General features: G+C 59.8%; 13 protein-coding genes. 12 read left to right on the top strand and 1 reads right to left on the bottom strand.

All coding sequences use genetic code 11. The features are described 5' to 3' along the window. Positions 1–223: 223 nt before the first annotated feature. Entirely contained in the window at positions 224–1,087 is an 864-nt protein-coding gene (locus tag HND55_05030; protein ID QKK02077.1) for an MBL fold metallo-hydrolase, read from the bottom strand. Between the two features lie 156 nt (positions 1,088–1,243). Between HND55_05030 and HND55_05025 the strand changes: the two genes are divergently transcribed. The 12 genes from HND55_05025 (at position 1,244) to HND55_04970 (ending at position 13,102) form a co-directional block, all read left to right on the top strand. Further along, on the top strand, positions 1,244–1,642 hold the full coding sequence (locus HND55_05025) for a metalloregulator ArsR/SmtB family transcription factor (GenBank protein ID QKK03995.1): 399 nt from the start codon (positions 1,244–1,246) through the stop codon (positions 1,640–1,642). A gap of 59 nt (positions 1,643–1,701) precedes the next feature. Then, the gene (locus HND55_05020) at positions 1,702–1,845 is read left to right on the top strand and encodes a hypothetical protein (protein QKK02076.1); all 144 of its coding nucleotides are present in this window, start codon (positions 1,702–1,704) and stop codon (positions 1,843–1,845) included. A 30-nt stretch (positions 1,846–1,875) separates the two neighbouring features. Beyond that, a complete protein-coding gene (locus HND55_05015; protein ID QKK02075.1) occupies positions 1,876–2,769 on the top strand; it encodes a cation transporter in 894 nt (297 codons plus the stop codon). Positions 2,770–2,772: 3 nt separating this feature from the next. Next, positions 2,773–3,294: a lipoprotein signal peptidase gene (locus tag HND55_05010; protein QKK02074.1), complete on the top strand. Its 522-nt coding sequence runs from the start codon at positions 2,773–2,775 to the stop codon at positions 3,292–3,294. Between the two features lie 1,021 nt (positions 3,295–4,315). After that, positions 4,316–5,650: a TolC family protein gene (locus HND55_05005; protein QKK02073.1), complete on the top strand. Its 1,335-nt coding sequence runs from the start codon at positions 4,316–4,318 to the stop codon at positions 5,648–5,650. A 29-nt stretch (positions 5,651–5,679) separates the two neighbouring features. Beyond that, positions 5,680–7,200, top strand: coding sequence for an efflux RND transporter periplasmic adaptor subunit (locus HND55_05000; GenBank protein ID QKK02072.1), 1,521 nt, complete (start codon positions 5,680–5,682; stop codon positions 7,198–7,200). Next, positions 7,197–10,328: an efflux RND transporter permease subunit gene (locus HND55_04995; GenBank protein QKK02071.1), complete on the top strand. Its 3,132-nt coding sequence runs from the start codon at positions 7,197–7,199 to the stop codon at positions 10,326–10,328. Before HND55_05000 ends, HND55_04995 begins: the two co-directional genes overlap by 4 nt. 96 nt (positions 10,329–10,424) lie before the next feature. Next, positions 10,425–10,661: a hypothetical protein gene (locus HND55_04990; GenBank protein QKK03994.1), complete on the top strand. Its 237-nt coding sequence runs from the start codon at positions 10,425–10,427 to the stop codon at positions 10,659–10,661. Between the two features lie 34 nt (positions 10,662–10,695). Continuing rightward, positions 10,696–11,802, top strand: a complete 1,107-nt coding sequence (locus HND55_04985) for a DUF4440 domain-containing protein (protein QKK02070.1) — start codon at positions 10,696–10,698, stop codon at positions 11,800–11,802. Beyond that, positions 11,786–12,295, top strand: a complete 510-nt coding sequence (locus HND55_04980; protein ID QKK02069.1) for a DUF411 domain-containing protein — start codon at positions 11,786–11,788, stop codon at positions 12,293–12,295. The genes HND55_04985 and HND55_04980 overlap by 17 nt, the downstream gene beginning before the upstream one ends. A gap of 3 nt (positions 12,296–12,298) precedes the next feature. Continuing rightward, positions 12,299–12,619, top strand: a complete 321-nt coding sequence (locus tag HND55_04975) for a P-II family nitrogen regulator (GenBank protein QKK02068.1) — start codon at positions 12,299–12,301, stop codon at positions 12,617–12,619. A gap of 3 nt (positions 12,620–12,622) precedes the next feature. After that, positions 12,623–13,102 carry a hypothetical protein gene (locus tag HND55_04970; protein QKK02067.1) on the top strand — a complete coding sequence of 160 codons (480 nt, stop codon included), beginning with the start codon at positions 12,623–12,625 and terminating at the stop codon, positions 13,100–13,102. Positions 13,103–13,231: the final 129 nt, after the last annotated feature.

Raw genomic sequence — 13,231 nt, 5'->3', positions numbered from 1 at the left:
CAGATCTTCTGAGTTTTGCGACACCTGAACCGGCTTGGGGTCGATCCAGTACGCCCTGGCGGAGTTGATAGTCAGTCGAATCGCGATTTCTGCTTCAACAGTCGTTGCAAGTGCGCCGTGGATCCCCGGTTTCCTTATGCAACCACTCTAAAGGAGTAAGAGCCATCGATCCTTCTAGCCTACTCCGAGGCTGGCAAAGAATGTACGTCAATTCTAGAGCTGGTCATAACCGGTTCAGTGGAATTTTCAGGTACGACACCCCGTTGTCTTCCGGATCAGGTGGATGGCCTGCACGGATATTGATCTGGATCGCCGGCAGGATCAGCCTTGGCATGCCGAGCCCCGCATCTCGTTTGGTACGCATCGCCACGAATTCGTCCTCGCTACGGCCACCGCCGACATGGATATTGAAATTCTTCTGCTCGCCTACCGTGGTTTCAAAGCGCACCTCGCGGCCGCCCGGCCCATAGTCATGACATACAAACATCCGCGTTACGTCGGGCAGCTCGAACAGCCGGCGCGTGGATTGCCACAGCAGGCGGGCATCGCCGCCGGGAAAGTCACAGCGGGCGGTGCCGGCATCAGGCATGAACAGCGAATCACCGACAAAAACTGCGTCGCCGACAAGGTAGCTCACGCTATCAGGGGTGTGTCCGGGCGTGGGGATAACGCGAGTCTTCATAGTGCCGATGTCGAATGTCTCGCCGGCGTCAAACAGCCGGTCAAATTGCGAGCCGTCGGTGGGCAATGCGGCGCCAAGGTTCAGTTCGTCTCGGAACTTGGCTTGTACCTTGGCGATGCCAGAACCGATTCCGATCAATCCGCCCAGGCGCTTTTGGAGATAGGGAGCCGCGGTGACGTGGTCCGCATGGGCGTGTGTTTCGAGGATCCAGAGCACGTCGAGCTTCCGTGCGCTCACGAAGGCAGCGATTTGGTCGGCCGATTCAGTGTTGGTGCTTGCTGCCGCAGGGTCGTAGTCCAAGACCGGGTCGATGATCGCAGCAGCACGCCCGTCAGGCTCGTGGACAACGTAGCTGAACGTGCCGGTGTCGGCGTGGTGGAATACCTCGACTTCTGGTTTCAGCATGTAAATCTCCGACAGCTCATTGCATCAACACCCATAAATGACGGCGCCGCACTCGATTCAGGCCAAGAACTGCCTCCCTTTTCCCGGCTATTTCGAGGATCGCAGCATCCAGTCCTTTATGTTGAGGACGGCCTTTATTTGTATTATAGTGCAACTATGCAAGTGGTGCAAATTGAACCTTCCACCCTCTTCCAGGCCCTGGCCGACGACACCCGGCTGCGCGTTATCCGTCTGCTGGCGACAGCGGACGAAGAAGCCTGTTTGTGTGAACTGGTCGACAGCCTCCAGGAACCGGCCTACAAGCTCTCACGCCATCTGAAAATCTTGCGCCTAGCAGGCCTGTTGTCCGCGCACAAGGACGGGCGCTGGGTCTATCACCGCCTAGTTAAAGAGCCTGCCCATCTGGACAAGCTAACGGCTTCGGTGAATGCGTTGCCAGATCCCGATGAGCAGTTCAGAAGAGACCTAATGCGCTTCGTGCAACGCATGCGTCTGCGTAAAGACGGGCGTTGCCGCGTTGGCACCCAACCCGAAGGCCTGGAAACGGAAGCTTGATGATGACATGCCCGAGTTGCACCGGATCGGAAATCGAGCGGACCACACTGCTACCCCGCATGAGCCACTCCGAAGGTCGTGAGCTCGGCGCAACAGCCGCTATAGCCGGGGCGATCGGCTTTTGCGCTGGCACGCTCAAGAACGTGTCACCACCCCGGTTCGAGCAGCAGTCCGAAACCAAGTCACTTGATTCCGAAACCTAATCAATCCACTGAACCTGGCCAAAGAACATCATGACCGAATCCCATAAGGACGCCCACGGCGTTGATTCAGCAGACGCTGCAGACACTGTTCAGGTCCGAACCGGGGCTAACAACAAGCGGGTCAGCACCTATTCCGTTCCGAAGATGGATTGTCCCTCAGAGGAGCGAATGATCCGTCTCGCCCTTGACGGGTTCAATCAGATCGAGACGCTGTCTTTCGATTTGTCGGAACGCTGTTTAGCGGTCGTCCATGAAGGCGAAGTGGAACCGATCACTGCCAAGCTGGCCAGCTTGGGGCTGGGCGCCTCGCTTCAGAATACCGTCGCTGCGGATCCCAAGACCATCGAGGCCACCGAGTCGTCGGCGCGCGCTGCAGAACAGGAATCCGGCACCTTGCGTTGGTTGCTCGGCATCAACGCAATTCTATTCGTGGTGGAAATGACTGCCGGCCTAATCGCCCAATCCACTGGCCTCATTGGCGAATCCCTGGACAATTTTGCCGATGCGGCGGTGTATGGACTTGCGCTCTTTGCGGTTGGGCACAGCGCGATGATGCAGCTACGGGCAGCGCGTTTGGCCGGCATACTCCAACTGATCTTGGCTTTGGGCGTCCTCGCCGAAGTGGCAAGACGCTTTGTATTCGGAAGTGAGCCCGAATCACTGGTGATGATGGCAATCGCGTTCGTCGCGCTGATTGCCAATACAATTTGCCTGCTAATGATATTCAAGCATCGAAAAGGACCAGCGCATATGAAAGCAAGCTGGATATTTTCGGCCAATGACGTGGTGATCAATTTGGGCGTGATATCAGCCGGCGCCCTCGTTGCGTGGACCGGCTCGAACTATCCAGACCTTGTTATTGGATCCATCGCGGGCGTCATTGTGCTCAACGGCGCTAGGCGCATACTTGCGATAAGGAGCTAGTTCATGTTCAGCCACGACACGAAGTTTTCCCCGTTTATCGCCTTCTTGATATCAGCCGTAGTGGCATCATTCGACCAAGCTGTTAAATGGATGGTGCAACAGTCAATGACTTATGGCGAATCCATCCTAGTGACCCCGTTTTTTGGCTGGTTGAACACATGGAACACTGGCGCAGCATTCGGCCTTCTCGCGAACGCTGGAGGCTGGCAGCGCTACTTCCTGTCCGCTGTCGCAATTGCTGTCTCAATCATCCTGACCAGACTGATTTACGACACCCGATCCAGAGGAGAAAGCATCGCCTACAGTCTTGTTCTTGGGGGCGCGGCCAGCAATGTAGTCGACCGAATCTTCCGCGGCCATGTTATCGATTATCTTGATTTCTTTTGGCGATCCTGGCATTGGCCAGCCTTCAATCTTGCCGATGTCGCGATCGTGTGCGGTGTACTATCTATCATTTCGTTGGGCTTACTGCGCGGGACAACACACGGGGCGTCGAAGCCAGTGGAACGAATTGATACTGAATAAGGCGCCCCACCATTGCCAGGTTTCCCACCATTTGAGCGGATGCGGCAACGAGAACAGAATTTGAACATTTCCCCTGACCCCACCCCGCACTTCGGGCAAGCCATATCCGTGCCGAAGTGGCGAACGTGGACGGTCACGCTGGTGCCCGGCAGGTCGGCATTCACCTCGGATACATCCCAGGACGCCTGAATGCCGAGAATCTGGCGCTAGAGCTCGCAGTCGCGCATGAAACTGGGCTCGAATCGGAGCCAGCCGGTAGCCTATCCGAACCGGTCAGCCCACACGAAGTCGGGAAGAGCCAAGAATACAGCAGGCACTCTCCGGGCAACCCCTTTTAGGGCACATGGAACTATTCTGGAGCGAGTGAGGTCTATTGTTTGGTATTCATAGTAGCAAGAGCGAAAACCGGTCTGAGCTGGCCCCATTGAGGCGCCCAGCCGGCAGACGCTCGCGGCTTGGCACTTTTCATTCGAATTGGATTCTGATAAGCTCGAATCATGCATGTTGCGTTCACCATATTGCTCCGCTACGCGCTAGTCATCGCTCTGGTGGCCAGCAGCGTTGCGCCATGGGCATCAGATATGACGCATGGATCCGCCAGCAGCATGTCCTCCCCAGTTGCCTCAGTTGTATCCGATTCGTCCGAAGAAACTGCTTCAGATGTTTGCCACAACCCGCTTGAAGCAGCGTCCGACGACAATAGCTCAAGCATGAATCACCGCAATTGCTGCGTGGACGATCAGGAATGCCAACACGACGACTGCGATTGCGCATGTCCAGCCCTGACGCTTGTTGTGCCCAATCGGCTGTCCACATCCCGGCACGTGCCGGCTGATGTAGCGACGACCAGCATCAATTCCCGCGCGCCTCGCAATACCATCGACACCCTCCTGCGCCCTCCCCAGGCGTAATCTCTTCGAGTTTTTTACGGCGGTTTGATCCTGCCTCAGTGACCGGCAGGGATCGCTGATCGCCAGTTGATTCCTTAATACGCTCCATACAACCCGAAGAGAGGTTCCCCATGTCCAATGGCACCCTCGCGATGTCGATGCCGCGGGTCCGCTGGCCCTGGCTATTGAGCTGCGCACTTCTTCTGCTAATGATGTCAGCTGCGGCCACGCCGGCCGCCCCTGCCGACGAACAGCCCGCGCAGGATTCCGCCGCAAAAGAGTCAGCGGAGAACGGCCTGACGATTGAAGCTGCCGTGTCCCTGGCCACCAGCGCCGCCGATCCTTCGGTGACGCGATTCTCCGTTCGCGCCCAAGCCCTCGACAGTGAGGCCGTGGCCGACTCCCAGCTACCTGATCCCATGGTTTCGGCCCAGGTAATGAATGTCCCTGTAGACACATTCAGCCTCGACCAGGAAGGAATGACCCAGGCTCTACGACTTGGATTACGCCAGGAGTTTCCCGCTGGCCGGACGCTGGATGTTCGGGGCCGCCAACGCAATGCCGAAGCTGAAGCCGAACGAGCCCGCCGCGACGAAGCTCTGCGCCGCATCGCCCTGGAAACGCGAACGGCCTGGCTGGAACTGGCGTGGCAGCGACGGGCCGTCGATGTCCTGCAGCAGAGCCGCGGCCGCATCGAACAGCAGATCGAATCACTGCAATCACGCTTCGCGACCGGGGGGCTGAACGCCCAGAGCCTATTGCGCTCGGAACTCGAACTCTCATTGCTCGACGATCGGATCGCGGAGCACCGTCGCATGGCCGAAAACGCCCGCGCCGCCTTGGCGCGCTATATCGGCAGCGAGGCCTATCGCCGTGTTCCAGACGGCCTACCAGAATTCGAGCTTGGTTCAACTCAACTCGATCAACTCGAACGTCATCTGGTCGATCACCCGGAGATTACGGCCCGACAATCCCTGGCGGAAGCCGCCGACCAAGGCATCGAGCTGGCCCGGCAGGCCTACAAGCCGAAGCTTGCCGTCGAAGCGGGGTATGGCTTTCGTTCCGAACGGCCGGACCTTGCCAGCATCGGCGTGAGCCTGACAGTGCCGCTGTTTACCGGCCAGCGGCAAGACAAGCGGCACGAAGCGGCCGTCCAACGCAGCCGCGCTGCGCAGTTTGAGCTCGACAATCGTCTACGTGATTTGCGCAGGCAATTGGACGAGGCCCTGAGCGACTGGCTGCGCTATCAGGAACGGATAGCCCTTTACGAGCAAGTGGTGAACCAGCGCGCCGAACAGACCGTTGAAGCCTCCATCACGACCTACGCCAACGGACAGACCGACTTCGCTGAGCTCATTCGCAGCCAGCTGGCCGCTCTGGACGTGCAGATCAAACAGGCCGAACTGGCCGCCCGGGCCGGCAAGGCCTGGGCCCGTATCACCTACCTGGTAGGAGAACAGTCTTGAACAAGCTACAAATCATCATGATAACCCTTATGGCTGCTGCAGTCGGCTTCACGGCCGCCTGGTTCCTTGCCGGAACCACGACCGGCGACTCGGAGCAAGCGGAGAAGGCCGAGCGCGAGATCCTCTACTGGGTCGCCCCGATGGATGCCAATTACCGGCGCGATGAGCCCGGCAAATCCCCGATGGGCATGGACCTGGTCCCCGTTTATGCCGATGAAGCCGGGCAAGACAGCGGGCAGGAACCCTCGATCCGGATCAATCCGACGGTCATCAACAACATTGGCGTCAAGGTGGCGCCCGTTGAACGCCGTGACATGAATCGCGAGATCGAGACTGTCGGCCTTGTCACACCCGACGAGGGGCGCATCTCCCATGTGCACGTTCGCACCGACGGCTGGATCGAAGAACTGCACGTCGAAACCCGGGGAGACCAGGTAGCAGCCGGTCAAGCCCTGTTCGAGATCTACTCTCCGGCGCTGGTGAGCGCGCAGGAGGAGTACCTCCAGGCTAGCCGGACTGGCAACCAGTCCTTGCTTCGGGCCGCCCGCATTCGCCTGCACGCCCTGGGCATGTCCGACGAGCAGGTTGAATCACTCCGGCAGCGAGGCAGTTCTTCGCGGCTATTCACGGTGAAGGCGGCGCGGAACGGGTACATCACCGATCTCAACGTGCGCCAAGGCATGTATGTCCAGCCTGGCGCGACCATCATGAGCATCGCCGACCTGTCCCGAGTTTGGGTGGTAGTCGATCTGTTCGAAGGCCAGATTGCCTGGGTCAAGACTGGGCAACACGCTTCGATGAATCTGCCATTCTCCGCCACGGATCGCGAGTGGGTCGGAGAAGTCGACTATGTCTATCCGAGCATGCGTGCTGAGACGCGAACCGGCCAGGTTCGCCTGGCCTACGACAATCCGGACCTCGCGCTGAAGCCCAATATGTACGCCAGCGTGGAAATCGCAGCCGACCCGCACCGCGAAGCGCTCGCCGTTCCCACCCAGTCGATCATCCGCACCGGCAGGGGCAAACGCGTCATTCTGGCGTTGCCCGATGGGCGATTCCGGCCGGCACAGGTTGAAACCGGCCTCGAGGCGGACGGCATGACCGAAATTCTTACGGGACTGAAAGAAGGAGAACGCATCGTCGTTTCCGGCCAGTTCCTGATCGATTCCGAGGCCAGCGTGGACGCCAGCCTGATCCGAATGGCGGACGAGGCGGCAGAAACCCCGGCCATGGATCACGGTGAGATGGACCACGTCGAGATGGACCACGTCGAGATGGACCACGGCGAGATGGACCACGGCGAGATGGACCACGGCGAGATGGACCACGGCGAGATGGACCACGGCGAGATGGACCACGGCGAGATGGACCACGGCGAGATGGACCACGCTGAAATGGACCACAGTGAGATGGATCGCGGCGGCGAGGACAATGGCCCCATGAAGCATGAAGGCATGAATCATGAAGAAGTACACCAAGAGTCCGGTAGCAACGGCGATACCCAAACCTCGGCGGGCGATGAAACCGACTCCAAGGGAGGCCGGTCATGATCGGAGCCATCATTCGCTGGTCCATCAGGAACCGCTTTCTCGTCCTGATGCTCGCGGGCCTGCTCGCCGCCTGGGGCACGATTGCCATGTTCCGCACGCCGCTAGACGCCATTCCCGACCTCTCCGACGTCCAGGTAATCGTCAAGACCACCTACCCCGGACAGGCACCGCAGGTGGTCGAGGACCAAGTCACCTACCCGCTGACCACGGCAATGCTGTCGGTTCCGGGGGCCACCACGGTACGCGGGTACTCGTTCTTCAACGATTCCTTCGTCTACGTCATCTTCGAGGATGGCACGGACCTTTACTGGGCGCGCTCGCGGGTTCTCGAGTACCTGAGCCAAGTGGCGCCTACCCTGCCCCCGGACGCCCGTCCGGCACTCGGGCCGGATGCAACCGGCGTGGGCTGGGTCTATCAGTATGCGCTGGTGGACCGTACCGGACAACACGATCTTGCCGACCTTAGATCCCTGCAGGACTGGTTTCTGAAATACGAACTCCAGACTGTCGAAGGCGTTTCCGAGGTGGCGTCAATCGGCGGCATGGTCCGTCAGTACCAGGTCGTCGTCGATCCCGACAAACTGCAGGCGTACAACATTCCCTTGTCGAATGTTCGCGAAGCGATCCAGAACGGCAACATGGAAACCGGCGGGCGAGTCATCGAGATGGCCGAGGCCGAGTACATGATTCGTGCGACCGGCTACGTGGACTCGCTCGAAGATCTCGAGGCGATTCCGGTTCGCACGACTGAAGACGGCGTGCCCATTCGCATCCGCGATATCGCCCGCGTCCAGTTCGGGCCAGAGCTCAGGCGCGGTGTCGGTGAACTCAATGGCCAGGGCGAAGCCGTCGGCGGCGTGATCGTGATGCGTTTCGGAGAAAACGCCATGGCAACCATCGAGCGAGTCAAGGACAAACTCGAAGAGCTCAAGGAGGGCCTACCTGAAGGCGTCGAAGTCGTCGAGACTTACGACCGCTCTTCGCTGATCGGCCGAGCGGTCGATACGCTTCGCGAGAAGCTGCTTGAGGAATTCATCGTAGTCGCGCTGGTCTGCCTGCTCTTTCTATTCCACTTCCGTTCGTCGCTGGTCATCGTGCTCAGCCTGCCGCTGGGCATCCTTTCGGCCTTCATCATCATGCAGCTCCAGGGCATCAACGCCAATATCATGTCCCTGGGCGGGATTGCCATCGCCATCGGCGCGATGGTGGATGCGGCCATCGTGATGATCGAAAACTACCACAAGCACCTGGAACACCACGGCGATTCCCTGGAGGGCGAAGCGCGCTGGAACGCGCTGGCCGACGCGGCCGTAGAGGTCGGCCCCGCGCTGTTCTTCTCGCTTTTGATCATCGCGCTGAGCTTCGTCCCGATCTTCGCGCTCGAGGCGCAGGAAGGGCGGATGTTCAAACCGCTGGCCTTCACCAAGACCTACGCCATGGCCGCTGCCGCCGGCCTCGCCATCACGCTTGTGCCAGTGCTGATGGGCTACCTCATCCGGGGCCGGATCACGCCCGAGCACAGGAACCCGATCAACCGATTCCTGACCTGGATCTACCGTCCAGTGCTGGCTACAGCACTGCGGTTTCCGATCGCCACTGTTGTGGTCACCTTGGCTATCCTGGCCAGCGCCTGGCTGCCTTACAGCCGGATCGGCAGCGAATTCATGCCTGAGCTCGACGAAGGCGACCTGCTCTATATGCCCAGCGCCTATCCCGCCGCGTCTGCCGGCAAGATGGCGGAGATCCTCGGCCAGACCAATCGCCTGATCATGTCCGTGCCCGAGGTCGAGACGGCCTACGCAAAGGCGGGGAGAGCCGACACTCCCACCGATCCGGCCCCGTTGACCATGGTCGAGACAACAATCCGGCTCAAACCCCGTTCGGAATGGCGGGAAGGCATGACCATGGACAAGCTCAAGGCCGAGCTTGACAGCCTGGTCCAGGTTCCTAGCCTGACCAACGCCTGGATCATGCCGATCAAGAACCGCATCGACATGCTGGCGACCGGCATCAAAACGCCGGTGGGCGTGAAGGTGGCCGGACCGGATCTGGAAGTGATTAACGAGATCGGCTCGGAAATCGAGCGTGTCATCGAAGACGTACCGGGGACGGCGTCAGTCTATGCCGACCGCGTCACTGGCGGGCGCTACGTCACCGTTGACGTCAAGCGCGAGGAAGCAGCGCGCTTCGGCCTCAACATCCGCGACGTGCACGAAATCGTGCGTTCGGCCGTGGGCGGCATGACCATCAGCCAGAGCGTCGAAGGCCTCGAGCGCTATCCGATCAATATCCGCTATCCGCGCCACAAGCGCGAGTCAGTCGACGAACTGCGTGATCTGACTATCGTCACGCAGCGTGGGGAGCAGATCCCCCTGTCGGCCGTGGCGGATCTCCAGGTCGAGACCGGACCGGGCGTGATTCGCACTGAGAATGCACGGCTCAACGGCTGGATTTATATTGACGTCAACAACCCGGATCTCGGCGGCTACGTACAGCGAGCTAAAGAGGCTGTCTCCGAACAAGTCGACCTGCCTCCAGGGTATTCCCTGGGTTGGTCGGGGCAATACGAGTTCATGCAGCGCGCTGCCGACAAGCTCAAGCTGGTCGTGCCCGCAGCCATCGGCATCATCGTGTTGCTGCTGTTCATGAACTTCCGCAACCCCGTCTCCGTACTCATCATTCTAGGCACTCTGCCCCTTTCATTGGTCGGGAGCTATTGGCTTTTGTATCTGCTGGGCTACAACATGTCGGTTGCCGTCGGCGCCGGAATGATCGCACTAGCCGGCGTGGCTGTGGAGATTGGTGTTCTGATGATCGTCTATCTCGATCAGGCCCTGGCGCTAAAACGTAGCCAGATTGCCGAGGAAAGTCGGTCGCTTCGCAAAGCCGATGTCATGCACGCGGTTACCGACGGCGCACTACTTCGCGTTCGCCCGATCATGATGACTGTTGCGGTGATCATCGCCGGTTTACTTCCGATCATGCTCGGCCACGGCACCGGATCGGAGATCATGCGTCGCATCGCCGCACCCATGGTCGGCGGCATGGTCAGTGTCACGGTGCTCACCCTTTTGGTCGTTCCGGTGATTTACTACCTCTGGAAATCTATCTCGGTCAGACGGGCTTAAATCGGACCTCAACTTCTCAAGGAGAACGCCATGAAGCGCTTTGAAGAAACGTCTCGAACATCGCTCAAGGATCAGCTTGTTGCCACCGCCCATGCACTGTCGCTGTTCCTGCTAGTGAGCTACTTGTTGTGCATCGGATTTGGCCTTATCACGCCCAGTGTTTTTCACATGCACGAAGCCTGGGCGCCGCTTCTGCCCGGCTTCGAATGGCTGACGCTCAAGGGCTTCGTCGCCGGCGCAATCGGCGCCTACCTTTATGGGTGGTATATCGCCGGCGTCTATGTGCCTCTGAAATTCTGGACGACGTCTCGGCACAATTCTTCGTCAGAATAGAACTCATGACTTCACCAAAGAAGGAAACCAGGACATGAAAAACCTGACAACCGTGATCAAGACCCTGGTCGCCGTCGGAATTCTGGCGGGACTGGGCGTACTCGCCTTCGCCTGGAGCGGCCTCTATCCAGTGTCCGTCGGCTCCGGTCATACTGCCCCGGTAGCGTGGGTGCTCGAAACCGTTCGCGAGCGTTCCGTAGCGGTCCGCGCGGCCGACCTGGTGGTGCCCAGTGATCTCGAATCGCCCGAACGGATTGCTGCCGGTGCCGGCCACTACAAGAGCATGTGCGTTGATTGTCACGGCAAGCCCGGTGAGGAACCGGCCGATGTGTTCGACCCCGCTCCGCCAGCGCTTTACCGCCACCGAGTGGATCCGGCCGAGGCCTTCTGGACTATCAAGAACGGCCTGAAGATGACCGCCATGCCCAGTCACTTGGATCACAGTGACCAGGAGAACTGGGATGCCGTCGCCTTCGTTCGGGCGCTGCCGGACATGGATGTCGCCGAATACGAAGCACTGACCGCCGATGCCTCGCACGATCACGGCAACGACGGGGGTCACGATCATGGCGAGGACTCGGACGATCACCATGATGACGCCGCCAGCGAAGACACTGGTCACCACGATGACTCGGACATGATTTCGAAAGCGTCCGAAGCCATGTCGGGCGAAGGCGACCATCGGCACGAAATGGGCGCCGACAGCCCCGAGTCCGCGATCGAGGGCTTTCACCACGCCCTTGCCGAGGGTCGCGCCGAAGCCGCGCTTGCCTACCTGCACCCCCGGGTGACCATCGTGGAAGGCGGTCACATCCAGACCATCGACGAATACCGTGCCGGCCACCTTGCAAGTGATATGGCATTTCTGGGTCAGATCGAGATCGAGCAATTATCGCGCACCGTCCAGTCTGCCGGCGGCCAGGCAACGGTCGAAACGCGCTCGCGCTTCACCGGGACAATCGACGGTCAACCCCTCGACTTGGAAAGTTCGGAATTCGCGACGCTGATCGAAACCGAGAAAGGCTGGCGAATCAGCCAAATCGCTTGGAACAGTCGCCCGTACGGCAAGAACGACGTTACCGATCAACCCGAAGCCCCCGACCACCAGCACGCCTCCGGAGAAAATGACCATGACCACTGAACGCATAGTACGCGCCGGGCTGCTTCTTGCGGCGGCGGCCCTGATCGCCGCCTGTCAGGCCCAGTCGCCCGAGGAAATGGCGCCGACCGAGAGCACCTCGTCAGCCCCGAATATGACCGTTTACCACGACCCCGATTGCGGCTGCTGCAGTAAATGGATTGACCATATGCGTGTCAATGGATTCGCCGTGGAAGCCGTCCCGACGCGCGACATGAATCGTATGAAACGGGATCTGGGCGTACCGCGCAACCTGCCCTCCTGCCATACAGCGGTGGTTGGCGACTATGTGATCGAGGGCCACGTTCCGGCCGGGGACGTGAAGCGTTTGCTGGCGGAACAGCCTGATGCCCGGGGCCTGAGCGTGCCCGGCATGCCCCTGGGCTCTCCCGGGATGGAGATGGGCGACCGCCGTATGGCCTACGACGTCATCCAGTTTCACGAAGACGGCGACACCTCAGTGTTCACTCATTACGAAGCCATAGAGCGGGAGTGACCAATGACCACGCAAAAGATCGAAGCCATCATTCGCGTCAGCGCCCTGGAGCCGGTGGAAGAGGCGCTTAAGAATGCCGGCGTCAGCGGCCTCACCATCAGCCGCGTGAGGGGCTACGGCGCTTACCGGAATTACTTCCGCGACGACTGGACGCATCGCTACGCACGCCTGGAGATATTCACCTCAAGGGCAAGAGAGATCGCGGATCTGATCGTCGACTCGGCTCACACCGGGCAGGCCGGCGATGGCATCGTAGCCATCGAGCCCGTCGATGAGGTCATCCGAATCAAGACCCGGGATGGTTTCCAGAGCGGTGAGGACTGACTCTTGAACCTCGGAACGAGCTTGCAATTCGGCATACGCTACCTGGCAGTACTGACATCGGCGAGCCTGCTGTGGGAATTTGCCCACATGCCTTTCTACACGCTGTGGCAGACCGGCACGGCAGGCCATATTGCTTTTGCAGCGATACATTGCACGATCGGCGATGCGCTCATCGGCATGGCCACCCTGGCGCTCGCCGTTGTCTTCGCCGGCGGCGCCCATTGGCCGCACAAGCGGCGCGTCCGAGTGGCTGTTGTCATGATACTCCTGGGGCTGATCTACACCGTGTTCAGCGAATGGCTCAACGTGGAATTGAGACAGTCCTGGGCCTACCGCGACATCATGCCGACAGTGCCGCCGATTGGCACGGGCCTGACCCCGCTCCTCCAGTGGATTGTCATACCGCTCGTCGCCTACCGATATTCGCTGGGAGCCGTTCGCACAAACGTGCGGAATCGGCCCAAGGCTTCGGTTGAATCATGAAGCAGTCCTCCAATTCCCGTCTGTACCTCATCTGCCAGAGGCTCGCTGATCGGGACGACATTGACTCGTAAGGATCAAGGAAGATGAAAAAAGAACGCTCACACTCACACGACCATTCCGGGCACGAAC

Source organism: Pseudomonadota bacterium (assembly GCA_013285445.1).
Classification (GTDB): domain Bacteria; phylum Pseudomonadota; class Gammaproteobacteria; order Xanthomonadales; family Wenzhouxiangellaceae; genus Wenzhouxiangella.
This window is presented reverse-complemented; position numbering and strand designations above follow the sequence as displayed.